Origin of the sequence: Agrobacterium tumefaciens, assembly GCF_005221325.1 — a bacterium.
Lineage (GTDB): Bacteria > Pseudomonadota > Alphaproteobacteria > Rhizobiales > Rhizobiaceae > Agrobacterium.
Window position 1 is genome coordinate 328,239 of sequence record NZ_CP039889.1, and the last position, 25,206, is coordinate 353,444.

The following is a 25,206-nucleotide window of genomic DNA, read 5'->3' on the forward strand; positions in this document are numbered from 1 at the left end:
TGCAATTTACGGACCGGAAAGTCCATTGAGCTTGTGGGCCGCCATGGTCAATTTCTCGATGGGAGACCAGTTCGGGAGGAAAGAATGCGCACACAGGTCGTCATCATCGGCTCCGGCCCATCGGGACTGCTGCTTGGCCAGCTTCTGGCAGGAGCAGGCGTCGAGACCGTTATTCTCGACCGGGTCAGCAAGGATTATATCCTCGGCCGCGTCCGCGCCGGCGTGCTGGAAGAAGGCACCGTGCAGCTGATGGAAAAGGTTGGCGCGGATAAGCGCCTGCACCGGGAAGGCCTGCCGCATGACGGTTTTTCGCTGACCTTCGACGGCCGCGACCACCGCATCGATCTGTTCGATCTGACGGGCGGCAAACGCGTGATGGTCTATGGCCAGACCGAGGTGACCCATGATCTGATGGATGTGCGCGAGGCGGCGGGCCTCGTCACCATCTACGACGCCGCCAATGTCGAGCCGCATGATTTCGATGGCGCAAGCCCCTATGTAACCTATCAGAAAGACGGCGTAAGCCACCGGATCGATTGCGACTTCATCGCCGGCTGCGACGGCTTCCACGGGGTGAGCCGCAAGTCCGTGCCTGAAGGTGCGATCAAGGAATTCGAGAAGGTGTATCCCTTCGGCTGGCTCGGCATTCTCGCCGATGTGCCGCCGGTCAACCACGAACTGATCTACGCCAACCACCCGCGCGGTTTTGCCCTCTGTTCCATGCGCTCGCATACGCGCAGCCGGTATTACATTCAATGTTCGCTGGATGACCGGCTGGAAGACTGGAGCGACGAGCGCTTCTGGGATGAAATCCGCCGCCGCCTGCCGGAAAACCATGCGGATGCCATGGTCACTGGCCCATCCTTTGAAAAATCCATCGCGCCGCTCCGGTCCTTCGTCAGCGAGCCGATGCGGTTCGGGCGACTGTTTCTGGCGGGAGACGCGGCCCATATCGTGCCGCCCACCGGCGCCAAAGGCCTGAACCTCGCCGCCAGCGATGTGCATTATCTGAGCGAGGCGCTGATCGAGTTTTATCGCGACAGGTCTGAAGCCGGCATTGATGTCTATTCGCAGAAGGCGCTGTCGCGCATCTGGAAGGCTGTGCGTTTCTCCTGGTGGATGACGACGATGATGCACCGTTTTCCCGATACGGAGGATTTCGGCCAGCGCATCCAGGAGGCGGAACTGGATTATCTCGTTCACTCCCGCGCCGCCTCCACCGCGCTTGCGGAGAACTATGTCGGGCTTCCTTACTGAGGGGTGGCCTCCGTCTTCCCATCCAGCAACTCGCCCGCCGCCTCGCGGATGGCCTGCATCAGCAGCGACATCGGCAGCGAGGGCTGCGTATCGGCCCGGACCGTCAGCCCCACCGGGCCGCTGGTATCGCCGGTCTCGACTGGCAGGATAGCCAAAATGCCGTCAGCCACATCCGCCGCCACCACGCCCTCCGAGATGATCCAGATAGCATCGCTGGTGCGCAGGAAGGCGCGGCCGAAGGCGTCCGATACGGTTTCGATGCGGATCGGCAGCGCTGGAACGCCGTTGGCGATCAAAAACTGCTCGACGACGGGGCCGATGACGGATTGCCGCGTCGGCATCAGCACCGGATATTCATGCAGGTGATCGAACACCGAGAGGCCAGGCGATAAAAGCGGATGACCGGCGCGCACCACGAAGCGCACCTTTTCCGAATAAAGATGCTCGAAGGAAAAGCCCGCCATTTTCTGCGGCGCGGCGAGACGCCCAACGACGAGATCGAGATCGCCGACCCGCAGCTGCTCCAGCAGAACGGCGTTTTCACCCGTCACGATCTTCACCGGGCTACCGGTCTTTTCCGCGAGAAAACCGGCCATCGCTTTTGGCATGATGCGGACGGACACGGTCGGCAGAGCGCCAACTCGCACCGGCGGGCCGGCGCGGGCCGCCTCCTGCGATACCGAATCGACCGCCTGCCGCAGCGCCGTCATCGTCGCACCGGCATGGCGCAGGAAGACCTCCCCGTAGCGGCTGATGCGAATGCCGCGCCCTTCCCGGTCGAAAAGCGAGACGCCGAGAATCTCTTCCAGTTCGCGAATGGTCTTCGTCACCGCCGGCTGGCTGACATGCAGGATTTCGGCGGCGCGGATGACGCTTTTCTGCCGGGCCACCTCCACGAAAGTCTGCAGGTGGCGAAACTTGATACGCTGGTCGACCATAGCTCATATAATCCAGTGGTTATGATTTTCATCGATAATGTCATTTTACTTAACCGGAACCGGCTTGCAATATTCTTAGCAGGAGGAGCATGCCATGCATTTTCTGCGCTGCGGCGAGACTGTGATCCATTATCGCGTCAAGGGATTGGACAGCGGTAAGCCTGTCATCGCCTTCATCAATTCGCTCGGCACCGATTTCCGCATCTGGGATACGGTGATCGAAGCGCTCGGCGATGACTATGCCTATGTGCTGCACGACAAGCGCGGCCATGGGCTTTCCGATGTCGGGCGCACTCCCTATTCGATAGACGATCACGCCGGCGACCTGATTGCGCTTCTCGATCATCTCGGCGTGAAAAACGCCGTCATCTGGGGATTGTCGGTCGGTGGCCTCATTGCGCAGGGGCTTTATGCGCACCGGCCCGATCTCGTCCGTGCACTGGTGCTCAGCAATACCGCCCACAAGATCGGCACGACTGAGATGTGGAATGCCCGTATCGACAAGATCGCCGCCGATGGCCTCGCCTCGCTGGTCGATCCTGTCATGGAGCGATGGTTCACGCCCGCCTTCCGCGAGCCTGAGAACGCCGCCTATGCCGGTGCCCGCAACATGCTCTCGCAACAGCCGGAGGCCGGCTACAGTGGCACCTGCGCCGCCATTCGCGATGCGGATTTTACCGAAGCGGCCGGGCGCATCGCCGCGCCGACGCTCTGTATTGCGGGTGATCAGGACGGTTCCACCCCGCCGGAGCTGGTGCAGGCGCTGGCGGGCCTCATCCCCGCGAGCCGCTTCGTCACCATCGCCGGCTGCGGCCACATTCCCTGCCTTGAACAACCGCTCGCCTACGCGCGGGCGGCTTCCATTTTTCTGAAGACCTTGCCGGAGCATTGACCGATGGCGGACCATATCGACAACAACGAACGTTTCGAACAGGGCATGAAAACCCGCCGCGCGGTGCTGGGCGACGCCCATGTCGACCGCGCACAGACCCTGACGACCGGCTTCGACCAGCCTTTCCAGCAACTCATCACCGAGGGTGCATGGGGCACGGTCTGGTCCGGCAACCACTTCACGAAGCGCGAACGCTCGATCGTCACCATCGCCCTGCTGGCAGCACTGGGGCAGGATGAGGAACTGGCCATGCATGTGCGCGCCACCGTCAATACCGGCGCCACGGAGGCGGATATTCGCGAGGCGCTGCTGCATGTCGCGATCTATGCGGGCGTTCCCGCCGCCAACCATGCTTTCAAGATTGCCAAGCTTGCCCTGGCTAGCATGAAGGCCGATAGTTCTCCTGATAATTCTGGCGATGGGGAGGAGACGAAATGAGCAATCAGCCGCCTGAAACCGGGCCTTTCTTCGCGCGCAACCGTGATATTCATCCACTCGCCTATGCGCCCGGCTACAAGACCTCGATCCTGCGCTCGCCGCAGCGCGCTCTGATTTCGCTTGAGGGCACCAAAAGCGAGATTACCGGCCCCGTCTTCGGCCATGGCATGCTGAACCCGCTGGATAACGATCTCATCCTCAACTATGCCCGCCCCGGCGAAATGCCCATCGGCCCGCGCCTTCTGGTACATGGCCGGGTGCTGGACGAGCGCGGCCGCGGCGTGGATGGCGCGCTGGTGGAATTCTGGCAGGCCAATGCCGGCGGTCGTTACCGCCACAAGAAGGAAAGTTATCTCGCCGCCATCGATCCGAATTTCGGCGGCGTCGGCCGGACGATCACGGATGAGAACGGCTATTACTGGTTCAAGACCATCCAGCCCGGCGCTTATCCTTGGCCGAACGGCGTCAATGACTGGCGGCCGGCTCATATCCATTTCTCGGTCTTCGGCCATGGCTTTGCGCAGCGGCTGATCACTCAGATGTATTTCGAGGGCGATCCGCTGATCTGGAAATGTCCGATCGTAAAGACCATTCCGGACGAGGATGCGATCAAAAGGCTGATCGCGCCGCTGGACATGAATGCGACACTGCCGATGGATATGCTGGCCTATAAGTTCGATATCGTTCTGCGCGGCCGCCGCTCGACCCTTTTCGAAAACCGCATGGAGGGCAACTGAGCATGGTTCAGCCGCTCAACTATTTCAAGGAAACCGCCTCGCAGACGGCAGGCCCCTATGTGCATATCGGCTGCACGCCGAATTTCGTCGGCATCGAAGGCGTCTTCGAAAAGGATCTGGGTTCCGGTCCGCTTTATAACGACAAGGCGCGCGGTGAGCGCATCAGTGTGCGCGGCACGGTCTATGACGGCGCAGGAATGGCGCTGAAGGACGCGCTGATCGAAATCTGGCAGGCGGATACCGACGGTTATTACAACAGCCCCAGCGAAACCCGCGGCAAGGCCGACCCGAACTTCATCGGCTGGGGCCGCTCGCCGGGTGACATGGACACCGGCGAATTCGTCTTCGAGACCATCAAGCCCGGCACGGTGCCGTTCCGCGATGGCCGGCCGATGGCGCCGCACATCACCTTCTGGATCGTTGCCCGCGGCATCAATATCGGCCTGCAGACCCGCATGTATTTCCCGGAGGAACAGGAGGCCAATGCGGCCGACCCGGTTCTTGCCCGCATCGAGCAGAAAAGCCGCATCCCCACGCTTGTCGCCAAAAAGGAGGAAGGCAACGTCTATCGTTTCGATATCCGCCTTCAGGGCGAAGGCGAAACCGTGTTTTTCGATATCTGACGCATATCGCGCAAAAGTGTGCAGCGGTTTTGCGACGACGATATGCGCAAAAGAAAGCGAGACGGACAATGAGCCTTTCCCCCTTCGAGCATCCGTTCCTGTCAGGCCTTTTCGGCGATAGTGAGATCGTCGAGCTGTTTTCGGCAAGGGCGGATATCGACGCCATGGTCCGTTTCGAGACGGCTCTGGCGCAGGCGCAAGCCGGGACAGGCATCATCTCCGAGGATGTGGCGAAGGCAATCGTCTCGGGGCTTTCGGAGTTTGCCGCCGATATGACCGCCCTTCGTCATGGCGTCGCGAAAGACGGCGTGGTGGTGCCTGAACTCGTGCGGCAGATGCGGGCAACCGTCGCCGGCAAGGCGGCGGAAAAGGTGCATTTCGGCGCAACCAGCCAGGATGTCATCGATACCGGCCTGATGCTCCGGCTGAAGGCTGCAGCCGAAATCATCGCCGTCCGGCTTGGCCGTCTCATCGACACGCTGGGCGACCTCGCCTCCCGCGACGGCCATAACGCGCTTACCGGTTATACCCGCATGCAGGCCGCCATCGGCATCACGGTGGACGACCGCGCGGCAAGCTGGATCGCGCCGCTTGAGCGCCACCTGCTCAGGCTCGAAACCTTCGCGCAGAGCGGTTTTGCCCTGCAATTTGGCGGCGCTGCCGGCACGCTGGAAAAGTTCGGCGACAAGGCCGGAACCGTACGCGCCGATCTCGCCAGGCGGCTCGGCCTTGCCGACAGGCCGCAATGGCAGAGCCAGCGCGACGGTATCGCCGAATTCAGCAATATTCTCTCGCTCGTCACCGGAGCGCTCGGCAAGTTCGGGCAGGATATCGCCCTGATGGCCGAACTCGGTACGGAAATCCGCCTGTCCGGCGGCGGCGGTTCTTCGGCCATGCCGCACAAGCAAAATCCGGTCAATGCCGAAACGCTGGTGGCGCTCGCCCGCTTTAATGCGGTGCAAATCTCCGCGCTGCACCAGTCGCTCGTGCATGAGCAGGAACGATCCGGCGCGGGCTGGATGCTGGAATGGCTGTCGCTTCCGCAAATGGTGACGGCAACGGGTGCCTCGTTGCTGATCGCCGAACGACTGGCAGCGCAGATAGACAGGCTCGGCACAGACGAAAACTAGCCGCAGGGCGGGTTTGTTTTGAGCACGAAAAGGGGATTCCGGCACTGCCAGAAAGCATGCCGGAGGCGAGTTGACCGCGCGTGGAAAGCGCTTGTGGTTTTGCTCCTTAGCCATTGATAATAAACCATTTAATTGAAAATAAAAGAAATGAAAAAACAGCACAAAAGCTGCTTTTTAACCGGACAAAATACTTGACACAAAAATGAACTAACTGGTACAAACATTAGGATTAACACCATGCCGGTGACGAGGACCTAAGGCCTCCGACGGCAGGAGCAAATAAAAATGGAGGGCTCTGACGCCGCAAGGCTCCAGAGCGATGCGGACAAGGCAAAAACGCCTGTCCGGACCCGAACGGGTTGGGAGGAAGAATGTCTTACAGTCTCGATTTTTCGGCGGTCATCGAGCGCCTGCCCGAGCTGCTTTTGGCCTGTCTTGCGACAATCGGCCTGGCGATTGCCGGCATGTCGCTCGCGACAGTCATCGGCGTTCTCGGCGTCGTTGCCCGCCGTTCGCGCTTCAAGCTGCTGCGCGGGCTCGTCATCGGTTTTGTGGAAGCCATCCGCAACACGCCGTTTCTGGTGCAGATATTCTTCATCTTCTTCGCCCTGCCGCAGATCGGCATCAAGCTCAACCCGACGGTCACCGCCATCATCGCGCTCGCTCTCAACGGTGGCGCCTATGCGATTGAAATCATTCGCGGCGGGGTTGATTCCATTCCCAAGGGCCAGGTGGAAGCGGGGCTGGCACTCGGCCTGCACCGCGCGCAGATTTTCCGCCACATCATCTTAAAGCCGGCGCTGCGGGCGGTTTATCCCTCGCTCACCAGCCAGTTCATCATGCTGACGCTGACCACCTCGGTCTGTACGTCGATCGCGGCTTACGAGCTGACCTCGGTGGCGCAGAAGATCGAGGCGGATACGTTCCGTTCCTTCGAGGTCTATTTCTCGATCACGCTGCTTTATCTGGTCATTTCCTCGCTGATGATGGGCATTTTCGCGCTCATCTCGCGCGCATCCTTCAGCTATCCGGTCAAGTGAGGAGAAGACAATGGCATCCATCGGTCCCAACGAACTCTTCTTCCTGATGCAAGGCCTGAAATGGACCCTTGCGCTGACCTTGATCGGCTTCATCGGCGGCGGTGTCTTCGGCCTTTGCGTGGCGCTTGCCCGCGTCGCGGACAGCCCGGCAATCCAGCGTGCCAGCACGGCTTTCATCGCCGTTTTCCAGGGCACGCCGCTCCTGATGCAGCTTTTCGTGGTTTATTACGGCGTGGCGCTTGCGGGCCTCAATGTCGATGCCTGGATCGCGGTCGCCATCGCCTTTACCCTGCATGCCAGCGCCTTTCTCGGTGAAATCTGGCGCGGCGGCATCCAGGCGGTACCGAAGGGCCAGACGGAAGCCGCCAATGCGCTCGGCCTGCACTACGTGTCGCGCATGAAGGACGTAGTTCTGCCGCAGGCCTTCAAGATTTCGCTGCCGGCCACCATCGGTTTCCTCGTGCAGCTCATCAAGGGCACCTCGCTTGCGGCAATCGTCGGCTTCGTCGAGCTGTCGCGCGCCGGCCAGATCGTCTCCAACCAGACGTTCCGTCCGCTCACCGTCTTCGCCATCGTCGGCATCATCTATTTCCTGATCTGCTGGCCGCTTTCCTTGTGGGGCGCCGGCGTTGAAAAGCGGCTGCAGGCCGCGTCCCGCTAATCATCAAAAATCATCTCATCAGCTTTGTAAGGAGGAGCAAAAGATGAAAACTACCAATATGAAATTCTCACGCCGCGCCCTGCTCGCGCTCGCCGCGGTAACGGTTGCCCTGCCTTTCGTCGCACCGGTCGATGCTTTCGCCGGCACGGTGGAAGAGGCCAAGGCCAAGGGCAAGGTCGTCATCGGCATTCAGGGCGATAACTCGCCCTGGGGCTTCGTCAATTCCACCGGCGTGCAGGATGGTCTCGATGCAGATATCGGCAAGGCCTTTGCCGAGTATCTCGGTGTGAAGGTGGAATTCGTGCCGCTCGCCGTGGCCAACCGCATCCCGGCACTTTTGACCGGCAAGGTCGACGTGCTTTTCGCCACCATGGCCATGACCGCCGAACGCGCCAAGAGCATTCAATATTCCAAGCCCTACGTCGGCAACGTGTTTTCCGTCTACGGCCCGAAGGACAAAAAGATCGCCGGCTTTGACGATCTGACCAGCCTCAACGTCGGCGTGCCGAAATCGAGCGCCATGGATACGGCCATCACCGCCGGCGCGGGTTCCAAGGCCAATATTCTGCGCTTCGATGATGACGCCGCTAATATTCAGGCGCTGATTTCCGGCCAGGTCGAAGCGGTCGGCGGCAACATGTTTTACGGCGACCGGCTGAACAAGGCCGCCGAGGGCAAATACGAATCGAAGTTCGATCTGACGACGATGTATAACGGCGCCGGCACACGTCCAGGCGAAAAGGACTGGAACGAGACCATCAATGCCTTCCTCGACAAGATCAAGTCGGATGGCCAGCTCGCCAAGATCTACGACAAGTGGATGAAGCGTGACATTCCGGCCTTCCCTGAAAGCCTGCCGGATATTCCTTTCACCGTGAAGTGAAACACCGGGACAGGTATATTGGGAGGAGCAACCAATGGGAATCTTTGAGACAAAGACACGTTGGCGCACGGCCCTCGCAGTCGGATTGGCAGCATTGCTGCCGATCCTGACGCCTGCAGGGACAAATGCACGAACGCTGGAAGAAGCAAAAGCCAGCGGCAAGATCGTGATCGGCATTCAGGGCGACAATGCGCCCTGGGGCTTCATCAATTCATCCGGCGTGCAGGAAGGCTACGATGCCGATCTGGCCAGGGGTTTTGCGGAGTATCTTGGACTGAAAGTGGAATTCGTGCCGCTTGCCGTAGCCAACCGCATTCCTTCGCTCCGCACCGGTAAGGTCGATGCCCTGTTCGCGTCGATGGGGATGACGCCGGAACGTGCGAAGAATGTACAATATGCGCAGCCTTACGCGCATAACGTCATGTCGGTCTATGCCACGAAAGACAGGAAGATCGCCAATTTCGACGATCTCACGGGAATGACCGTCGGCGCGCCGAAATCCAGTCCGATGGATACGGCGTTGACCGCAGGTGCCGGCACCAAGGCCAATATTCTGCGCTTCGATGACGACGCCGCCACCATCCAGGCGATCCTGTCGGGCCAGATCGAGGCGATCGGCGGCAACCAGTTTTATGGCGACCGTCTCGCGGCGGCCGGCGGCAAGGATTACGAGGTGAAGTTCGACCTCGTGACCCTCTACAACAGCGCCGCCACGCGCCCCGGTGAAAAGGACTGGAACGAAGCGCTCAACGCCTGGCTCGACAAGGCCAAGGCCAATGGCGATCTCGCAAAAGTCTATGCCAAATGGATGAAGCGCCCGGTTCCGGACTTCCCGGCCTCGCTTCCCGACATTCCCTACACCATCAACTAAACGCTGCTGCAAAGCATGAAGGAAAGTTCCATGTCGCAATCCTCCGCCGCACAGGCTCCGCTGATCGCCCTTGAAGGGGTTGGAAAGTGGTATGGAGCCTTCCATGCGCTGAAAGGCGTCAACATGACGGTTCGCAAGGGCGAGAAGATCGTTCTTTGCGGCCCGTCGGGTTCGGGCAAATCCACCCTTATCCGCTGCATCAATCATCTGGAGGAAATCCAGGAGGGCAAGATCACCGTCGAGGGCACCACGCTGTCGGATTCCAGCCGCGCCATCGATGCGGTTCGCCGCGAAGTGGGCATGGTGTTCCAGAGCTTCAATCTCTTCCCGCACAAGACCATCATGGAAAACTGTACCCTTGCCCCCATGCGGGTGAAGGGTCTTTCCAAGGCCGATGCCGAGGCGACGGCGCGCAAATATCTCGAGCGCGTGCGTATCCTTAACCAGGCCGACAAATATCCGGCACAGCTTTCCGGCGGGCAGCAGCAACGTGCAGCCATCGCCCGGGCGCTCTGCATGGAACCGAAGGCCATGCTGTTCGACGAGCCAACCTCGGCGCTCGACCCGGAAATGGTGAAAGAAGTGCTCGACACCATGATCGGCCTTGCCCGTGACGGCATGACGATGATCTGCGTGACCCATGAAATGGGTTTCGCCCGGCAGGTGGCCGACCGCGTGGTCTTCATGTCGGAAGGCGAGATCATCGAGGAAGGCCCGCCGGAAGAATTCTTCCGCGATCCCAAGCACCAGCGTACGCGCACGTTCCTCGGCGAAATTCTCGCCCACCACTGAGGTTCGCGCGCTCTTAAGGCGGGCGGGATTGTCCCGCCTCTCCCACACCGTCCGATGAGCGACACCTGATCATGACAGAAAAAACATCCTTCAAGGTCGGCCTGATAGGCGCCGATATCCAGCTTTCCAAATCGCCCGCGCTGCATATGCGCGAAGGTGCGGCCCACGGCCTCGATTATTCCTATGAGCTTGTGGATGTCACCGTCCGCAAACTGCCGCAGAGTGCTCTTCCCGCTCTTCTCGACGAGCTGGAGGCGCGCGGTTTTGCCGGGACGAACATCACCCATCCCTTCAAGCAGGCCGTTATTCCGCATCTGCATGAACTCTCCGACGATGCCCGCATGCTGGGCGCGGTCAACACCGTCGTCTTCCGGGACGGACGCCGCATCGGCCACAATACCGACTGGTACGGTTTTTACGAAAGCTTTGTGCGCGGCCTGCCGGATGCGAAGCGCGACCGGGCACTTCTGGTCGGCGCGGGTGGGGCCGGCGTTGCGGTGGCCCATGCCGCATTGAAGCTCGATATTATCAGGCTCGATATTGTCGACCGGGATTTTCCACGAGCAGACCGTTTGGCCGACGAGCTCAATGCCCGTTTTGGCGAAGGCCGTGCCTTCGCGGTCAAAGACCCGGCCGACTCGCTGCCCTTTGCCGATGGTCTCATCCATGCCACGCCGATGGGCATGCCGGCCCATCCCGGCATGCCGGTTGCGGCCGAGCTGATCCAACAAAAGCACTGGGTCGCCGATATCGTCTATATGCCGCTGGTGACCGAGCTTCTGGCGACCGCGGCCAGCAAGGGGTGCCGCACCCTGCCCGGCGGCGGCATGACCGTGTTCCAGGCCGTCGGCGCATTTCGCCTCTTCTGCGGCCACGAGCCGGATGCGAAGCGCATGACAGCGCATTTCACCGAACTTTGCATGGCGGAGGGTGTGGCATGAGCCTTTTCACGATCCTGAACGGCCCGAACCTCAACCTGCTCGGCCAGCGCCAGCCGGAAATCTACGGCTACGAGACACTCGCCGATGTCGAGGCCGATTGCCGTGGAATCGCCGAAGCCACCGGCCACGCTCTATTTTTTGCCCAGAGCAACCGGGAATATGAGCTGATCGACTGGATCCACGAAGCCCGCGGCAAGTCCGCAGGCATTGTCATCAATCCCGGCGCCTTTACCCACACGTCAGTGGCGATCCTCGATGCGCTGAACGCTTTCGAGGCGCCGGTCATCGAAGTTCATATTTCCAACATCCATAAACGCGAGGTCTTCCGGCACCATTCCTATGTCTCGACCCGTGCCGAAGGCGTGATCGCCGGTCTCGGCATCGAAGGTTACGGGGTGGCGCTACGCCACCTTATCAACCGTCTTTCCCGATCCGCGTAATATGCTCGGGCTTCAGCACATAGCGCAGCAACATCTCCGCCACATGCGCGGACAGCGCTTCCTGGCCGGCCTCACTGAAAAGCGTATCGCCAAAATTGAACGAAAAGGTTTCGGTGTTCGAGACGTTGTAAAACGACAATGCGCTGATCTGCCAATGCAGTTCAAGAGCGTCCAATCCGGGCCGGAACAGGCCAGTATCCTGCCCGCGCTTCAATATTCGACGCATGATTTCGATGGCCGGTCGGTTGACGTTGCGGATCGCTTCCGAAACCCTGATGTGCCTGCCGTGGTGAATGTTTTCCGTCATGACCATCCGGACGAACGCGGGGTTGCGGCGATGATGCTCGAAGGTAAACCGACAGAGCTTCTCGAGTGCGGCAATAGGCTCCAGATCATCCAGCTCAAGGTTGCCTTCGCCGCCGCGCACCTGCGCATAGGCCGCCTCCAGGACGCGTTTGTAGAGGCCTTCCTTGTCGCCGAAATAATAATAGATCATGCGCTTGGACGTGCGCGTGCGCGCCGCGATCTCATCGATGCGCGCGCCGGAGAGGCCGTTCTGCGAAAACTCCTCCATGGCGACGGAAAGAATGTCGCGGCGAACCCCTTCCGGATCGCGCTTCGCCTGCCGGGTTTCTCGGGTTGGGTTCGAAGTCGCGCTTTTGGTCATCATCCATTCCATCGATGCGGCGGGCGGCCTTAAGGTCACGCCCTGCTTATTAACCAATTAGTACATAAGGCTGAAAAGGAAGGCAATATGGCGAGCTATGACACAGGAAGACACGGCATGCCAATGCGCACATCCATCGCAACCGTGTCCATCAGCGGCGAGTTCCCCGAAAAACTGGCGGCCATCGCCAAGGCCGGCTTTTCCGGCGTAGAGATTTTCGAGAATGATTTCCTGACCTATGACGCCTCCCCGCGCGAGGTGAAGGCGCTGGCAGCCGATCACGGGCTTGACATTACCCTTTTCCAGCCGTTCCGCGATTTCGAGGGCATGCCGGAGCCGCACCGCGCCCGTGCTTTCGAGAGGGCTGAGCGGAAATTCGATATCATGGGCGAACTCGGCACCGATCTGATGCTGATCTGCTCGAATGTCTCGCCGGTCTCGCTCGGCGGCATCGACCGCGCCGCGGCCGATTTCCACCAACTGGGCGAACTGGCCGCAAAACATGGTGTGCGTGTCGGTTACGAGGCGCTGGCCTGGGGCCGCCACATCAGCGATCACCGCGATGCCTGGGAGGTGGTACGCCGCGCCGATCACGCCAATGTCGGCATCATCCTTGATAGTTTCCACACGCTGTCACGCAAGATCGATCCCAATTCGATCCGCTCCATCCCCGGCGACAAGATCTTCATCGTGCAGCTGGCCGATGCGCCGCTGATCGACATGGACCTGCTCTACTGGAGCCGCCATTTCCGCAACATGCCGGGTGAAGGCGATCTGCCTGTCGTGGATTTCATGCGCGCGGTGGCCGCGACCGGTTATAGCGGCCCGCTGTCGCTGGAAATCTTCAACGACCAGTTCCGCGGCGGCTCGGCCCGGCTGCTTGCCGAAGATGGCCACCGCTCGCTGATCAACCTCATGGACCAGGTGCGGCGTCTCGAACCCGATATCCGCATCGATGTGCCTGCCATGCCGGAACGGGTAGAGACGCAGGGCGTGGAATTCGTCGAATTCACCACGGCGCCGGAGGAAAAGGCCAATCTGGAAGCGCTGCTCGCCACGCTCGGTTTTGAAAAAGCGGCGCAACACCGCAACCGCACGGTCGATCTTTATACCCAGGGCGATATCCGCATCGTCATCAATACCGGCGATGACGGCGACAGCTTCGCCGGTGCCTCCTATTCTATCCACGGCACCAATGCCTATGCCTTCGGACTGAAGGTCGACGATGCCAAGGCAGCGCTGGCGCGGGCCGAAGTGCTCGGCGCACCGACCTTCGCGGAACCGCGCAAGACAGGCGAAGTCGCCGTTCCCGCCATTCAGGGCGTGGGCAATGGCGTCATCTATTTCCTCGATGCTTCGCCGGCGCTCGCCTCCATCTGGGACAAGGAATTTGTGCCGACGCAGGGGCAGAAGGCGGTGAGCGATGCCGGCCTGACGCGCATCGATCATCTCGCGCAAACAACGCATTATGATGAAATGCTGACCTGGCTTCTGTTCTACACCTCGCTGTTTTCCTCCCGGCGTACCCCGATGGTCGATGTGGTCGATCCGGGCGGGCTGGTGCGCAGCCAGGCGATTGAAAGCGTGCCCTCGCCGCATTTCCGCCTGACCATGAATGGCGCGGACAACCGCAAGACCTTCGCCGGCAAATTTCTGGCTGAAGGTTTCGGCACCAGCATCCAGCACATCGCCTTCGCCACCGACGACATTTTCGCAACGGCCAGGGCGATGCAGGCGCGCGGCTTCCACGCCCTCCCGATCTCACGCAATTATTACGATGATCTCGAAGCCCGCTTGGGCCTGGAACCGGAATTTTCCGATGCGCTGCGGGAAGCGAGCATTCTTTATGACCGCGACGACAATGGCGAATATTTCCAGATCTACAGCCGCACCTTCGGGGAAGGTTTCTTCTTCGAAATCATCGAACGGCGCGGGGCTTACAGCGGTTATGGCGCAATGAACGCCCCCTTCCGCATCGCCGCCCAGCGACGCCTTGCGCCGCCGGTTGGCATGCCGAAGGAATAAGTCCCGGCACCAAAATCCGATCGGGCCGCAGTCGGCAGAAATGCCGCTGCGGCCCGTTTTCATTCAAGCCAAAGTCGTTATTTCATAATCCCGTGGAATGGCGGAGGTCGCTGTGAACCAGGCAGATGCCCGCGTCCGCTGCTGATGAAAATCAAAGGCAGGACGATCGGCAAAAAGCTCCTCCACCCGCCAGATCAGCGGATCGTCGGTCTGAGACACCTCGAAAGAAATGCAACCGGGTTCCGCTCTCGTCAGGCGAATATGTTCTGGAAGATGGTGCCGCACCAGTTCAACATCATCTTCCGATAAGCACCGCAGAAAACCGCTCAGCCTGACCCTGCCTGCCTCGTTGTTCATGCCTGACATTTCCATTCCTCATCGCTCTTCATCCACCCCGCGGGCAGCGCTCTCCGCGCTCACCCCGATTGGATGGAACGTGGATATCGCCACGCTCCCTCAGCTTTGCAAGCTCACCATAAATTTATCCGCCTGCCTGCGCAGAGGAAAACGGCTTTTAGTGACAGCAATTCCGCGACACAGGCATCTTTCGCGGCCTTCGGTGCAAATTGACGCTCAAAATCGATGCGCCTGCACATTTGTAGAGCAGTACACAAAAATTGTTCAACACTCTGGACATGATTGTTCTGTTTTGTTAGCTTTTTCGACAAAACAAGGGTGGGGGAATAGAGTTTCATGCGCATCGTCGAATCTGCGGCCGACGCAAATTATCCTGATGGTGCCTGTGAGGGCACCAGCGGCGCTTCGACGGCATCGCCGGCCTTATATTGCTGGGCGACGGCCAAGGCGCCTTCCTCAGGCAAAGCGGCCTGAAATATGCAGCCCCGCGTGACATCCCTGTTCTTTCCGCATGGCGTTGCTCAGCGCATGCTTCCCTGCGACCTTTTCCCCTTTTCCATTTCAGATGACTGCGCCAGACTTGCTGCGCAGGCCATGCCGGAGACGATGATATGACTGCCGCAAACGCAAACGCCCTCCTGTCCGTCGAAGGCCTGAGCGTCGAGTTTGGCGACAGCCGCGTCGTGGACGATATTTCCTTCCGCGTCGAGCCCGGCCGCACGGTTGCGGTCGTCGGCGAATCGGGATCGGGAAAATCGGTCACCTCGCTCTCCACCATGCGTCTTGCGGATATGATGGGCGCGACCTACCCCACCGGCAAAATCCTGTTTGAAGGCAAGGACTTGCTGAAGGCTTCGCAGAAAGAGATGCGATCGATCCGCGGCAAGGAGATCGCCATGATCTTCCAGGAGCCGATGACCTCGCTCAACCCCGTCTTCACCATCGGCGACCAGATCTGCGAAGTGCTTGTTCTGCATGAGAAGCTCGGCAAGACGGCTGCCATGGCGCAAGCCCGCGAACTTCTCGAAATGGTGCGCCTGCCCGATGCGGCCGAGCTTCTGAAACGGTATCCGCACCAGCTGTCCGGCGGCATGCGCCAGCGCGTGATGATCGCCATGGCGCTCGCCTGCCGGCCGAAGCTTTTGATCGCGGACGAGCCGACGACGGCGCTTGATGTCACCATTCAGGCGCAGATCCTCAACATCATGCGCGACCTGCAGAAGAAGCTCGGCATGGGCATGGTCTTCATCACCCATGATATGGGCGTGGTGGCGGAAATGGCCGATGACGTCGTCGTCATGTGGAAGGGCAAGAAGGTCGAGGAAGGTCCGGTCAAGGATATCTTCACCAACCCGCAGCACCCCTATACGCGCGCATTGCTTTCCGCCGTTCCGCGTCTTGGCAGCATGGAGGGCGAAGCGTTCCCGAAGCGACTGCCGCTCACCGTGCTACAGGATGGCCAGCCGGTGGTCATCGGTGAAGAGCGCGTGCAAAACACCGCGAAATATGACGACAAGCCACTGCTGTCGGTCAAGGACCTGTTCGTGCGTTTCGATATCCGCAAGAACCTATTCGGCAAGGCGACGCACCGTTGCAGCGCCGTGCAGAAGGTGAGCTTCGATATTCATGCCGGCGAGACGCTGGCGCTGGTGGGTGAATCCGGTTCCGGCAAATCCACCATCGGCCGCACCATCCAGCAGCTGCAATCGGCGGTATCAGGCGAGATTGCCTTTAATGGCCGCAGCTATTCGCAGATGTCAGCGGCGGAACGCTTCCGCATGCGCCAGGAAGTGCAATATATCTTCCAGGATCCCTTCGCCTCGCTCGATCCGCGCAAGACGGTTGGGTTCTCGATTGCCGAGCCGATCAACACCCATGGTTTGATCAATGATCAGAAGGCCGTACGCCGGCGCGTGGATGAATTGCTGGAACGTGTGGGCCTTAGCTCCGAACACGCCACGCGTTATCCGCACGAGTTTTCCGGCGGCCAGCGCCAGCGTGTCTGCATTGCCCGTGCGCTCGCTTCCGATCCGAAGCTCATCATTGCCGATGAGGCGCTCTCGGCGCTCGATGTCTCCATTCAGGCGCAGATCATCAATCTGTTCATGGATTTGCAGGCCGAGCGCGGGCTCGCCTATCTCTTCATCAGCCATGACATGGCTGTCGTGGAAAAGATGAGCCACCGCGTCGCCGTGCTTTATCTTGGCCAGATCATGGAAATGGGCAGCCGCCGGCAGGTGTTCGAAACGCCGACGCATGATTATACCCGCCGTCTGCTTTCGGCCGTGCCGGTTGCCGATCCGACCATCGAGCGCCGCATCGCCATGATCGAGGGCGAAATACCCAATCCCGTGCGCCGTGTCGGCGACGAGCCGGCCATTCTCGCCCATGAGGAAATCAATCCGGGCCACTTCATCGCGAAGAGCGCCTGAATAACAACCAGAACTGCAACCATCTGAAGAGGAACAGGTAGATGACAATGATCAAGAAGGGGATGACGACAACGTTCGTCGCACTTGCCATGGCCGCCACGGCCTTCACCGCCGCACCGGCTTTCGCCACCGGCAAGATGACCATTTCCAGCCCGCAGGACCCCGGCAGCTGGGATCCGATCGACACCTTCCTCGTGCAGTGGGCGGCCGTCGCCACCAACATCTTCGATGGCCTGACCTATCGCGGCCCGGACCTGAAGGTTGTGCCCGGCCTTGCCGAATCCTGGGAAGAGCTGGATGAGGGCAAGCGCATCCGCTTCAAGCTGCGCCAGAACGTCAAGTTCCACAATGGCGAGCCCTTCAACGCCGCCGCCGTCAAGTTCACCTTCGAGCGCCTTCTCGGCGAACAGGGTGCCAAGGGCCCACAGCGCTCCAACTATGTCGCCATTGAAAGCGTCGATGTCATCGACGACTACACTGTCGACATGAAGCTGAAGGCGCCGGATCCGGTGCTGCTGACCAAGCTTGCCGGTTATGGCGGCATGATCGTGCCGCCGAAATACATTCAGGAAAAGGGCGAGGACAATTTCAACCTCAACCCCGTTGGCACCGGCGCATTCAAATTCGTTTCCTATGCACCGAAAAACAACATCAAGCTCGAAGCCAACCCGGATTACTGGGGCGGCGCGCCAAAACTCTCCGAGCTTGAATATCGCTTCATCGCTGAGCCCTCGACCGCCGTTGCCGAACTTCAGGCCGGCCGCGTCGATCTCGTCATTCCGCCGACCATTCCGATCGGCATGATCCCGGTCATCGAAGGCGATTCCAAGCTTCAGATCGTCAGCGTTCCCGGCCCGACGGTGGATGCGCTGCGTTTCAACACCCGTGACGGCATCACCGCCGATCCGAAGGTGCGCAAGGCCATCATCATGGCGGTCGACCGCGGCACGATCGTCAAGTCGATCCTCGCCGGTCAGGCATCGGAAATCGCCAGCTTCCAGAGCGCGCTGTCCTTCGGTTACGACGCCGATCTGAAACCGCTGCCTTACGATCCCGAAGGTGCAAAGAAGCTGCTCGCGGAAGCCGGCGTCAAGGCAGGCGCGGCGCTGCAGATCGATATCCGCGGCAATGACGCGACGATGAATGAAGTGGCGCAGGTCATTTCCAGCTATCTGTCCATGGTCGGCATCACCGCCACCATCAAGCCCTATGAAACCAACGTTCTGCTGAACGACATCATCCCGCAGGGTAAGACCGGCGCGATGTTCCAGCAGAAATGGGGCGGCTGGACCTTCGATTACGACAACACGGCCTATTCCATGTACCACTCGGGCGAAAAGTGGAACCCTTACGACAAGGACGAAAAGCTGGACAAGCTGCTGGAATCCCAGCGTCCGCTGACCGACCGTGCCGAGCGCGAAAAGATCCTCAAGGAAATCGGCAGCTATACCGCCGAACGCGCGCTGGAAATTCCGCTTTACAACACCAATGCCATTTACGGCATCAACAAGCGGGTCAAGGGTTTCGTCGCACCGCCGGATAACCGCCTGAAGCTGACCGACGTCACCGTCGAATAATCAGGCTGGTTTTCTGATCAACACACCTTGCCCGCCGCAATGCGGGCAAGGCCGGGTCTCTCTTCAAGGTAAAAAACGTGGCCGGTTTCCTCATCAAGCGATTGCTGCAGGCGATTTTTGTCGTCATCGCCATCACCCTTCTCGTTTCTTTCGCCATTCGCCTCACCGGCGATCCGGCTGTCACCATGTTCCAGGGCGGCGGCAGCATGACGGAAGACGATCTGGCGCGCATTCGCGCGGCGCTCGGCACCGACCGGCCGTTCTTCGTGCAATATTTCAGTTTCCTGAAGGGCCTCGTGACACTCGATTTCGGCCGCAGCTTCACCGGCAGCACGCCGGTTTCGCGCCTCATCGCCGATGCCCTGCCCGCCACGCTGCTGCTCGCCTTCATCTCCATGGCGGTGTCGATCGCGCTTTCCATTCCGCTCGGCATCAAGGCGGCGACCTCGCGCGGCAAGACGGCCGATCAGGTAATCCGCATCTTCTCGCTCGTCGGCCTGTCCTTCCCGAATTTCTGGCTGGCCACCATGCTGGTGCTGCTGTTCTCCATCACGCTCGGCTGGCTGCCGCCCAGCGGCATGGGCGGTTTTGCCAGCTACATCATGCCATCAGTGACCATGGGCGTTATCCTCACCGCCACCAATGTCCGCCTCGTGCGTACCGCCATGCTCGACACGCTGCGCTCGCAATATGTCATGGTGGCGCGCGCCAAGGGTCTGAGTGAAAGCAAGGTTCTCTACAAACACGCGCTGCGCAACTGCGCCATTCCGCTCATCACCTATTTCGGCCTGCAATTTGGCGGGCTGCTCGGCGGCATCGTCGTCATCGAGCGCGTCTTCAACTGGCCGGGCCTCGGCACGCTGGCTTTCGATGCGGTCGGGGCGCGCGATTATCCCGTGCTACAGGCCGTCATCACCGTGCTGTCGCTGATGATCGTCGGCATCAACCTTCTGGTCGATATCGCCTACGGGCTTGTCGATCCGCGCATCCGCACGGAGTAAGTGACGATGGCTGCCAAAACCTCGCGTCTCGCGCGCTTCACCAATCTCGAATTCGTCCTCGGCGCGTCGCTCACGACAATCATCTGCCTTGCCGTCCTCTTTTCCGACGTGCTGTTTCCGGGCGGAGCCGACAAGATCGACCTGATGGCGCGCCTTGCCAAGCCATTTGCCAATGCCGCCCATCCACTCGGCACCGATCCGCTTGGGCGTGATGTGCTTGCCCGCGTCGTCGCCGGCGGCAAGATTTCGCTGCTGGTCGGTTTCACCTCGGTCATCGGCGCCGTAGTCTTCGGCGTCGCCGTAGGTCTGGTCGCCGGTTATTACCGCGGTTTCTGGGATATGCTGGTCATGCGCTTTGCCGATATCCAGCTCGCCATGCCCTTCATCCTGCTCGCCATCACCTTCATCGCCATCGTCGGCGGCAGCCTTACCAACACCATCATCCTGCTGATCATCTCGCAATGGGTGCAATATGCCCGCCTCGTGCGCGGCTCGGTGCTGACACTGCGGGAGCGGGAATTCATTCTTTCCGCCCGCGCCATCGGCGTGAAGGACTGGCGCATCATTCTCCAGCACCTGCTGCCGAACCTCATCGGCCCCGTCATCGTGCTGATGACACTTAATGTCGCCAATAACATCCTGCTGGAAAGCAGCCTCACCTTCCTCGGCCTCGGCGTCGATCCGACCATTCCGAGCTGGGGCGGCATGCTGGCGGATGGCCGCACCTATCTGCAGACGGCATGGTGGGTCAGCGTCTTCCCCGGTCTTGCCATTCTGCTGACTGTGCTCGGCCTCAACCTTCTCGGCGACTGGCTGCGCGACAGCCTTGACCCCACCGGCAGAACCTCGAGGTAACCCAGATGAGCCAGATTTTCGAACAGACCTTCGAGCGTACTCTGGATGCCCTCGTCAGCCGCGCGACACCCGGCCAGTCCTTCGAGGCATGGACCTTTGATGACGCCAAAAGCCGCCGCGAGGCCGAAGAGAGGCTGAAGAAAAAGGGCGTCAGCGCCCGCATCCGCAGCGCCTATAAACCGCTTCTCTTCACCTTTCTGGAAGAGATCAATCTGGATGGCGTTGATACCATCGAGGTGCGTTACCCCGTGCACGCCAACGCCCCCGCCAACCGCTTCCGGCTGGAGGCCTATCCGCTGGCGTCACTGGTGGGCGATGCGAAGATCGATTTCATCGCCCGCGACGACGACGCCTTCCATTACGACGTGGCACTGAGCCGTAACGGCAAGCAGGAAACCCTGAAGGTTCTAGCCCCAAACCGGGTTCATACCGATATCGTCGGGGAAACCAATGTCTCTCCCACCGGCTGGTTCCGCGTTTCTGGTGAAGCAGGCGAACGGCTGGAGACGGATTACGAGCGGCTTTTCGAAGCGGCGATCCATGCCGTCGCCAACCACGATTGGGGCAATGAAGAGCCCTATTTCGAGGAACTGAACATCCGTGTCGCGCATCCCGCCGAAGATCTGCCGCTCTCCCTCGGCGATGAGGTCGTCAGCCTGCGAGAAGCCCTGCATGAGGATTTCTATTTCTCCCTGCTGGAATTCTTCCAGAAGAAGTCCGGCCGGCCACTCGGCGACCGGGGCCTGAAACCCGGCCAGATCGTGCCGGAGATCGCCAAAAGCCAAGGCCAAGTCTCCGTCCGCATCGAGACCCGTCCGCTCACCACCACCTTCCTTGATGGCCGCGAACAGCAGATCGATACCGCCCGCGAACCGGTCGCAGCAGACCAGCTAGCCAAACTGCTTTCGGAGATTGGCGGCGCGGCCTTCGAGGCCCGCTCCCGCTCCGGCCGCATCCTTGCCGCCCGTTATGTCGCCGGCAGCGATGCCGCCGTGATGGTGAGCGGCGGCCAGCACCCCAACGAGACGACAGGCATCGTCGGCGCAATCCGTGCGGCCCGCAAACTCGCTAAGCGGAAGGGCGCGCATTTCACCATCTCGCCGCTGGAAAACCCTGATGGTTACGCTTTGCACCAGCGGCTTCGCGTCGACAATCCCCGTCATATGCACCATGCGGCACGTTATACGGCGCTGGGCGACGATCTCGAATACCGCACGGCGGAAAATTCAGGCGCGCATCTGAACGAGAAGGAAATCCGCTTCAAGGCGCAGGAGATCAGCGGCGCCAGCCTGCATGTGAACCTGCACGGTTATCCCTCGCATGAATGGACCCGGCCTCTTTCCGGTTACGTGCCGCGCAATTTCGCCATGTGGACGTTACCCAAGGGTTTCTTCCTCATCATCCGCCACCATGCGGATTGGGAAAGTCAGGCGGAAGCCCTGCTCGACAAGGTGACCCGCCATCTCGGCGCCATTCCCGGCCTGCTCGACTACAACAACCGCCAGATCGCGCTTTATGAAATCCACGCCGGGGAAACCGGTTTCCGCATCATCAACGGCTTTCCGTGCCTGTCGTCCATCGACGACCGCCACACCGTGCCGATGACGCTGATTACCGAATATCCCGATGAAACGATCTATGGCAACGACTTCATCACCGGCCACACCGCACAGATGGAAACGGTGCTTTCGGCCTATGATGCCTGGCAGGAGATTCTCGTCAGGGAAGTGGCCTGATATTGCAGGCCGCCCTCGATGGGCGGCCTATTTTCCTGCCGTGCCGGCGAGTTTTTGGTCCCGCTGCTTCTGCAAAAGCCTCTTGCCCTTGCTCAGAATATGCATATTAGCGGCATCAAGCTTGTTGTACCCGGCTTGGATAATATCGAGATCGGCAACGTGACCGATTGCTGCCAGCTCATGCATCACGTCGCCAATAGCGACATCAACACTCGGCTTTTGCAGATTGACCACATCCTCCACCGCAGCGTGCATGCCTTGCCCGTCTCCGCCCATGACGCGATACAGCGCCAGCGCCTTGCGAAGAAATGCTTCGCGGCGCTCGATCTTGTTGTTGAGTATACTTTCGCCGACACGATCTCGCATCAACTCAACAACTCTATTTTGATATTCGCCCATCAGACACCGAATAAAGTTCACAATATGCTTCGCGAGACTACGAACAATCCCCTTAGAACTGGTTAAGGCATTGGTTCGTCTCCACACCGGCACTATCCCGCGTTGAGTTTGCGCGAAACTGTTCTCATCGACAAAACCCGCGCCTTTGCGACGGCGGTCGCAGCGTCCGCCATCATTCGGACATCGAGCCGAACCGAGGTGCGAAGGCCACCGGGGCTCATATGCCAGGGCGTGGCGAGCGATCGGCAGGAGAGAACAAACACGCGGGTATTGATAACCGTCAGGTTATCTATTACCCCCCTTATTTCATTTTACTTTGATATTCTTAATCATCAATCTGGCAAGTCTGGATCGGTGGATGGGAGCCACGGATCAACTGGGAGGAAACCATGAAATTTCGGATCACCGTCGCAATCGCGGCCATCTGCTTCAGCACTGCTGCCTATGCCGAGACGATCAAGGTCGGCGTGGTCGGTCCGTTCTCCGGCCCGTTTGCGCTGCAGGGCAAGAACTTCAAGGCCGGCATTGACGCCTGGTTTGCCCTTCACGGCAACAAGGTCGGCGATGACACGGTCGAGGTCGTCTATCGCGACGTGCCGCAGGCCGATCCCGCGCAGTCCAAGGCGCTGGCGCAGGAGCTGGTGGTGAAGGAAGGCGTGCAATATCTCGCCGGCTTCTATTTCACCCCTGACGCGATGGCCGTGACGCCGCTTTTGAAGCAGGGCAATGTGCCGATGGTCATCATGAATGCCGCCACTTCGGCCATCGTGACCAAGAGCCCCTATGTGGTGCGCACCTCGTTCACCACCTGGCAGACCTCCACCCCCATCGCCAAGGTGGCCTTTGACGGCGGCGTTAAGAAGGTCATTTCGTTGGTCAGCGATTACGGCCCTGGCGTCGATGCCGAAAACGCCTTCAAGGCCGCCTTTACCGCTGCCGGCGGCGAGGTGGTGGAAACCATCCGCATGCCACTTTCCACCAATGATTTCAGCCCCATCATGCAGCGCGTGAAGGATTCCGGCGCGCAGGGCGTCTTCGCCTTCCTGCCGTCGGGCCCGACGACGCTCGGCTTCGTCAAGGCCTTCAACGATAACGGCCTGAAATCTTCAGGCGTCAAGCTCTTCGCACCGGGTGACCTGACACAGGAATCCGACCTGCCCGCACTGGGCGAGGCCGCACTTGGCATGCAGACGACCTTCCATTACGCCGTCTCGCATGATTCCCCTGAGAACAAGACCTTCGTGGAAGCCGCTGCCAAGGCGATCGGCAATCCGAAGGAACTGTCCTTCCCTGCGGTCGGCGCCTTTGACGGCATGTATGTCATCAGCAAGATGATCGAGGCGACCGGCGGCAAACAGGATGCGGAAAAGGCGGTGGACGCGGTGAAGGGGCTGTCCTGGACAAGCCCGCGCGGTCCTGTCAGCATCGATCCGGAAAGCCGCCACATCACGCAGAACATCTATCTGCGCGAAGTGGCCAAGAGCGCTGACGGCACCTATTACAACAAGGAAGTCCAGACCTTCGAAAAGCAGGGCGATCCGGGTCTCGCCGCTGCGAAATAAAAGGCTGCTTTAGCGACGTTGTCGGGCCGCCAGAAGCGGCCCGTCTCCAGCCCGGATGGGCAGACAGCACCGGGAGGAGTTTTTCAGCATGCAGACGGTTTTCAGCATCCTCATCGATGCGCTTGCCTATGGCATGGTCCTGTTCATCATCTCCATCGGCCTTTCGGTCACGATGGGGCTGATGCGGGTGGTCAATCTGGCGCATGGCGCCTTCGCCATGATTGGCGGTTATCTCGCCTCCTATGCCGCCCATGGCCTCGGCCTTGGTTATGCGGCGGCGATCCTCGTCGCCATCGTCGGCACGATCGTCATCGCCATTCCGCTTGAGCGTTTCCTTTATCGCCGCATCTATGGCGCGCCTGAGCTGACGCAGGTGCTGATGACCATCGGCATCACCTTCTGCATCATCGGCATCGCCAATTTCGTCTTCGGACCCACTTTGAAGACCATTCCGCTGCCGCAGCAGCTCGCCGGCCCGACCGACCTCGGCTTCCGCACCATCGCCACCCACCGCATCTTCGCCATTGCCTGCGGGCTGGCCGTGGCCGGTGCGCTGTGGTTCACCTTCGAAAAGACCGCCTTCGGCATCAAGCTGCGGGCGGCGGTCGATAATGCCGCCATGGCCGCCGCACTCGGCGTGCGCACGGAAATCATCTATGCCGTCAGCTTCGCCATCGCCGTCGGCCTTGCCGCGATGGGCGGCGTCATCGGCGCGGAGCTGCTACCGGTCGAACCCTATTACGCGCTGCGCTACATGGTCACCTTCCTCGTGGTGGTCTCCGTCGGCGGCGCAGGCTCCATTCCCGGCGCGCTGATCGCCTGCCTGCTGCTCGGCGCGATCGATACGACCGGGCGGTATCTCGCCCCCGAATATGGCGAGTTCTTCTTTTATCTGGCGGTCATCGTGATCATCACCTTGTTCCCGCGCGGCCTTCTTGGAAGGGCGAAATGA

At 60.2% G+C, this 25,206-nt stretch carries 25 protein-coding genes; 21 read left to right on the plus strand and 4 right to left on the minus strand.

From position 1 onward, the window contains the following. The first annotated feature begins 84 nt into the window (after positions 1-84). Positions 85-1,257, plus strand: a complete 1,173-nt coding sequence (gene pobA / locus CFBP5499_RS16425; RefSeq protein ID WP_080829835.1) for a 4-hydroxybenzoate 3-monooxygenase — start codon at positions 85-87, stop codon at positions 1,255-1,257. Here the strand turns inward: pobA and pcaQ are convergent. Continuing rightward, on the minus strand, positions 1,251-2,195 hold the full coding sequence (gene pcaQ, locus CFBP5499_RS16430; RefSeq protein ID WP_080829834.1) for a pca operon transcription factor PcaQ: 945 nt from the start codon (positions 2,193-2,195) through the stop codon (positions 1,251-1,253). The two genes, pobA and pcaQ, sit on opposite strands and share 7 nt — an antisense overlap. 94 nt (positions 2,196-2,289) lie before the next feature. Between pcaQ and pcaD the strand changes: the two genes are divergently transcribed. The 12 genes from pcaD (at position 2,290) to aroQ (ending at position 11,643) form a co-directional block, all read left to right on the plus strand. Continuing rightward, the gene (gene pcaD, locus CFBP5499_RS16435) at positions 2,290-3,087 is read left to right on the plus strand and encodes a 3-oxoadipate enol-lactonase (RefSeq protein WP_080829833.1); all 798 of its coding nucleotides are present in this window, start codon (positions 2,290-2,292) and stop codon (positions 3,085-3,087) included. A 3-nt stretch (positions 3,088-3,090) separates the two neighbouring features. After that, the gene (gene pcaC / locus CFBP5499_RS16440) at positions 3,091-3,525 is read left to right on the plus strand and encodes a 4-carboxymuconolactone decarboxylase (protein ID WP_080829832.1); all 435 of its coding nucleotides are present in this window, start codon (positions 3,091-3,093) and stop codon (positions 3,523-3,525) included. After that, positions 3,522-4,262, plus strand: coding sequence for a protocatechuate 3,4-dioxygenase subunit beta (gene pcaH, locus CFBP5499_RS16445; RefSeq protein WP_080812824.1), 741 nt, complete (start codon positions 3,522-3,524; stop codon positions 4,260-4,262). The genes pcaC and pcaH overlap by 4 nt, the downstream gene beginning before the upstream one ends. A 2-nt stretch (positions 4,263-4,264) precedes the next feature. Next, complete coding sequence (gene pcaG / locus CFBP5499_RS16450; RefSeq protein WP_080829831.1) at positions 4,265-4,885, plus strand: protocatechuate 3,4-dioxygenase subunit alpha; 621 nt, start codon at positions 4,265-4,267, stop codon at positions 4,883-4,885. Positions 4,886-4,953: 68 nt separating this feature from the next. Beyond that, complete coding sequence (locus CFBP5499_RS16455; RefSeq protein WP_137066349.1) at positions 4,954-6,015, plus strand: 3-carboxy-cis,cis-muconate cycloisomerase; 1,062 nt, start codon at positions 4,954-4,956, stop codon at positions 6,013-6,015. Positions 6,016-6,386: 371 nt separating this feature from the next. After that, entirely contained in the window at positions 6,387-7,055 is a 669-nt protein-coding gene (locus tag CFBP5499_RS16460; protein ID WP_006316551.1) for an amino acid ABC transporter permease, read from the plus strand. A 10-nt stretch (positions 7,056-7,065) separates the two neighbouring features. Then, positions 7,066-7,716, plus strand: coding sequence for an amino acid ABC transporter permease (locus CFBP5499_RS16465; RefSeq protein ID WP_080829830.1), 651 nt, complete (start codon positions 7,066-7,068; stop codon positions 7,714-7,716). A gap of 43 nt (positions 7,717-7,759) precedes the next feature. After that, complete coding sequence (locus CFBP5499_RS16470; protein WP_080829829.1) at positions 7,760-8,599, plus strand: transporter substrate-binding domain-containing protein; 840 nt, start codon at positions 7,760-7,762, stop codon at positions 8,597-8,599. A 34-nt stretch (positions 8,600-8,633) separates the two neighbouring features. Beyond that, a complete protein-coding gene (locus CFBP5499_RS16475) occupies positions 8,634-9,470 on the plus strand; it encodes a transporter substrate-binding domain-containing protein (protein WP_080829828.1) in 837 nt (278 codons plus the stop codon). A 30-nt stretch (positions 9,471-9,500) separates the two neighbouring features. After that, the gene (locus CFBP5499_RS16480; protein WP_006316555.1) at positions 9,501-10,262 is read left to right on the plus strand and encodes an amino acid ABC transporter ATP-binding protein; all 762 of its coding nucleotides are present in this window, start codon (positions 9,501-9,503) and stop codon (positions 10,260-10,262) included. Positions 10,263-10,333: 71 nt separating this feature from the next. Next, the gene (locus CFBP5499_RS16485) at positions 10,334-11,203 is read left to right on the plus strand and encodes a shikimate dehydrogenase (protein WP_080829827.1); all 870 of its coding nucleotides are present in this window, start codon (positions 10,334-10,336) and stop codon (positions 11,201-11,203) included. Continuing rightward, positions 11,200-11,643 carry a type II 3-dehydroquinate dehydratase gene (aroQ, locus tag CFBP5499_RS16490; RefSeq protein WP_080829826.1) on the plus strand — a complete coding sequence of 148 codons (444 nt, stop codon included), beginning with the start codon at positions 11,200-11,202 and terminating at the stop codon, positions 11,641-11,643. Before CFBP5499_RS16485 ends, aroQ begins: the two co-directional genes overlap by 4 nt. On the opposite strand, the gene CFBP5499_RS16495 is transcribed toward aroQ, so the two are convergent. After that, entirely contained in the window at positions 11,618-12,310 is a 693-nt protein-coding gene (locus CFBP5499_RS16495; protein WP_080830233.1) for a TetR/AcrR family transcriptional regulator, read from the minus strand. The two genes, aroQ and CFBP5499_RS16495, sit on opposite strands and share 26 nt — an antisense overlap. Before the next feature lie 123 nt (positions 12,311-12,433). Between CFBP5499_RS16495 and CFBP5499_RS16500 the strand changes: the two genes are divergently transcribed. Continuing rightward, positions 12,434-14,335, plus strand: coding sequence for a bifunctional sugar phosphate isomerase/epimerase/4-hydroxyphenylpyruvate dioxygenase family protein (locus CFBP5499_RS16500; RefSeq protein WP_137066475.1), 1,902 nt, complete (start codon positions 12,434-12,436; stop codon positions 14,333-14,335). Positions 14,336-14,398: 63 nt separating this feature from the next. On the opposite strand, the gene CFBP5499_RS16505 is transcribed toward CFBP5499_RS16500, so the two are convergent. Further along, positions 14,399-14,701 (minus strand): putative quinol monooxygenase, encoded by a 303-nt coding sequence (locus CFBP5499_RS16505; RefSeq protein ID WP_080830232.1) that lies wholly within the window; start codon positions 14,699-14,701, stop codon positions 14,399-14,401. A 602-nt stretch (positions 14,702-15,303) separates the two neighbouring features. On the opposite strand from CFBP5499_RS16505, the gene CFBP5499_RS16515 reads away from it, so the two are divergent. The 5 genes from CFBP5499_RS16515 (at position 15,304) to CFBP5499_RS16535 (ending at position 22,293) form a co-directional block, all read left to right on the plus strand. Beyond that, complete coding sequence (locus CFBP5499_RS16515) at positions 15,304-17,124, plus strand: ABC transporter ATP-binding protein (RefSeq protein ID WP_080829824.1); 1,821 nt, start codon at positions 15,304-15,306, stop codon at positions 17,122-17,124. A 41-nt stretch (positions 17,125-17,165) separates the two neighbouring features. Then, positions 17,166-18,701 carry an ABC transporter substrate-binding protein gene (locus tag CFBP5499_RS16520; RefSeq protein ID WP_080829823.1) on the plus strand — a complete coding sequence of 512 codons (1,536 nt, stop codon included), beginning with the start codon at positions 17,166-17,168 and terminating at the stop codon, positions 18,699-18,701. Between the two features lie 77 nt (positions 18,702-18,778). Continuing rightward, a complete protein-coding gene (locus tag CFBP5499_RS16525; RefSeq protein ID WP_003505487.1) occupies positions 18,779-19,702 on the plus strand; it encodes an ABC transporter permease in 924 nt (307 codons plus the stop codon). Between the two features lie 6 nt (positions 19,703-19,708). Continuing rightward, positions 19,709-20,557 (plus strand): ABC transporter permease, encoded by an 849-nt coding sequence (locus CFBP5499_RS16530; protein WP_080829822.1) that lies wholly within the window; start codon positions 19,709-19,711, stop codon positions 20,555-20,557. Between the two features lie 5 nt (positions 20,558-20,562). Beyond that, positions 20,563-22,293 carry a M14 family metallopeptidase gene (locus CFBP5499_RS16535; RefSeq protein WP_080829821.1) on the plus strand — a complete coding sequence of 577 codons (1,731 nt, stop codon included), beginning with the start codon at positions 20,563-20,565 and terminating at the stop codon, positions 22,291-22,293. Positions 22,294-22,320: 27 nt separating this feature from the next. Here the strand turns inward: CFBP5499_RS16535 and CFBP5499_RS16540 are convergent, their stop codons facing one another. Beyond that, the gene (locus tag CFBP5499_RS16540; RefSeq protein ID WP_080829820.1) at positions 22,321-22,692 is read right to left on the minus strand and encodes a hypothetical protein; all 372 of its coding nucleotides are present in this window, start codon (positions 22,690-22,692) and stop codon (positions 22,321-22,323) included. Between the two features lie 389 nt (positions 22,693-23,081). Here CFBP5499_RS16540 and CFBP5499_RS16545 point away from each other — a divergent pair, with 389 nt between their 5' ends. Continuing rightward, on the plus strand, positions 23,082-24,254 hold the full coding sequence (locus tag CFBP5499_RS16545; protein ID WP_080829819.1) for an ABC transporter substrate-binding protein: 1,173 nt from the start codon (positions 23,082-23,084) through the stop codon (positions 24,252-24,254). An 88-nt stretch (positions 24,255-24,342) separates the two neighbouring features. Further along, positions 24,343-25,206, plus strand: coding sequence for a branched-chain amino acid ABC transporter permease (locus tag CFBP5499_RS16550; RefSeq protein ID WP_004445147.1), 864 nt, complete (start codon positions 24,343-24,345; stop codon positions 25,204-25,206).

What these genes read in the sequence shown, in the direction of transcription:
- pobA (WP_080829835.1), top strand. Translation starts at nt 85, where the DNA reads ATGCGCACACAGGTCGTCATCATCGGCTCCGGCCCATCGGGACTGCTG.
- pcaQ (WP_080829834.1), bottom strand. Translation starts at nt 2,195, where the DNA reads ATGGTCGACCAGCGTATCAAGTTTCGCCACCTGCAGACTTTCGTGGAG.
- pcaD (WP_080829833.1), top strand. Translation starts at nt 2,290, where the DNA reads ATGCATTTTCTGCGCTGCGGCGAGACTGTGATCCATTATCGCGTCAAG.
- pcaC (WP_080829832.1), top strand. Translation starts at nt 3,091, where the DNA reads ATGGCGGACCATATCGACAACAACGAACGTTTCGAACAGGGCATGAAA.
- pcaH (WP_080812824.1), top strand. Translation starts at nt 3,522, where the DNA reads ATGAGCAATCAGCCGCCTGAAACCGGGCCTTTCTTCGCGCGCAACCGT.
- pcaG (WP_080829831.1), top strand. Translation starts at nt 4,265, where the DNA reads ATGGTTCAGCCGCTCAACTATTTCAAGGAAACCGCCTCGCAGACGGCA.
- CFBP5499_RS16455 (WP_137066349.1), top strand. Translation starts at nt 4,954, where the DNA reads ATGAGCCTTTCCCCCTTCGAGCATCCGTTCCTGTCAGGCCTTTTCGGC.
- CFBP5499_RS16460 (WP_006316551.1), top strand. Translation starts at nt 6,387, where the DNA reads ATGTCTTACAGTCTCGATTTTTCGGCGGTCATCGAGCGCCTGCCCGAG.
- CFBP5499_RS16465 (WP_080829830.1), top strand. Translation starts at nt 7,066, where the DNA reads ATGGCATCCATCGGTCCCAACGAACTCTTCTTCCTGATGCAAGGCCTG.
- CFBP5499_RS16470 (WP_080829829.1), top strand. Translation starts at nt 7,760, where the DNA reads ATGAAAACTACCAATATGAAATTCTCACGCCGCGCCCTGCTCGCGCTC.
- CFBP5499_RS16475 (WP_080829828.1), top strand. Translation starts at nt 8,634, where the DNA reads ATGGGAATCTTTGAGACAAAGACACGTTGGCGCACGGCCCTCGCAGTC.
- CFBP5499_RS16480 (WP_006316555.1), top strand. Translation starts at nt 9,501, where the DNA reads ATGTCGCAATCCTCCGCCGCACAGGCTCCGCTGATCGCCCTTGAAGGG.
- CFBP5499_RS16485 (WP_080829827.1), top strand. Translation starts at nt 10,334, where the DNA reads ATGACAGAAAAAACATCCTTCAAGGTCGGCCTGATAGGCGCCGATATC.
- aroQ (WP_080829826.1), top strand. Translation starts at nt 11,200, where the DNA reads ATGAGCCTTTTCACGATCCTGAACGGCCCGAACCTCAACCTGCTCGGC.
- CFBP5499_RS16495 (WP_080830233.1), bottom strand. Translation starts at nt 12,310, where the DNA reads ATGACCAAAAGCGCGACTTCGAACCCAACCCGAGAAACCCGGCAGGCG.
- CFBP5499_RS16500 (WP_137066475.1), top strand. Translation starts at nt 12,434, where the DNA reads ATGCGCACATCCATCGCAACCGTGTCCATCAGCGGCGAGTTCCCCGAA.
- CFBP5499_RS16505 (WP_080830232.1), bottom strand. Translation starts at nt 14,701, where the DNA reads ATGTCAGGCATGAACAACGAGGCAGGCAGGGTCAGGCTGAGCGGTTTT.
- CFBP5499_RS16515 (WP_080829824.1), top strand. Translation starts at nt 15,304, where the DNA reads ATGACTGCCGCAAACGCAAACGCCCTCCTGTCCGTCGAAGGCCTGAGC.
- CFBP5499_RS16520 (WP_080829823.1), top strand. Translation starts at nt 17,166, where the DNA reads ATGACAATGATCAAGAAGGGGATGACGACAACGTTCGTCGCACTTGCC.
- CFBP5499_RS16530 (WP_080829822.1), top strand. Translation starts at nt 19,709, where the DNA reads ATGGCTGCCAAAACCTCGCGTCTCGCGCGCTTCACCAATCTCGAATTC.
- CFBP5499_RS16535 (WP_080829821.1), top strand. Translation starts at nt 20,563, where the DNA reads ATGAGCCAGATTTTCGAACAGACCTTCGAGCGTACTCTGGATGCCCTC.
- CFBP5499_RS16540 (WP_080829820.1), bottom strand. Translation starts at nt 22,692, where the DNA reads ATGGGCGAATATCAAAATAGAGTTGTTGAGTTGATGCGAGATCGTGTC.
- CFBP5499_RS16545 (WP_080829819.1), top strand. Translation starts at nt 23,082, where the DNA reads ATGAAATTTCGGATCACCGTCGCAATCGCGGCCATCTGCTTCAGCACT.
- CFBP5499_RS16550 (WP_004445147.1), top strand. Translation starts at nt 24,343, where the DNA reads ATGCAGACGGTTTTCAGCATCCTCATCGATGCGCTTGCCTATGGCATG.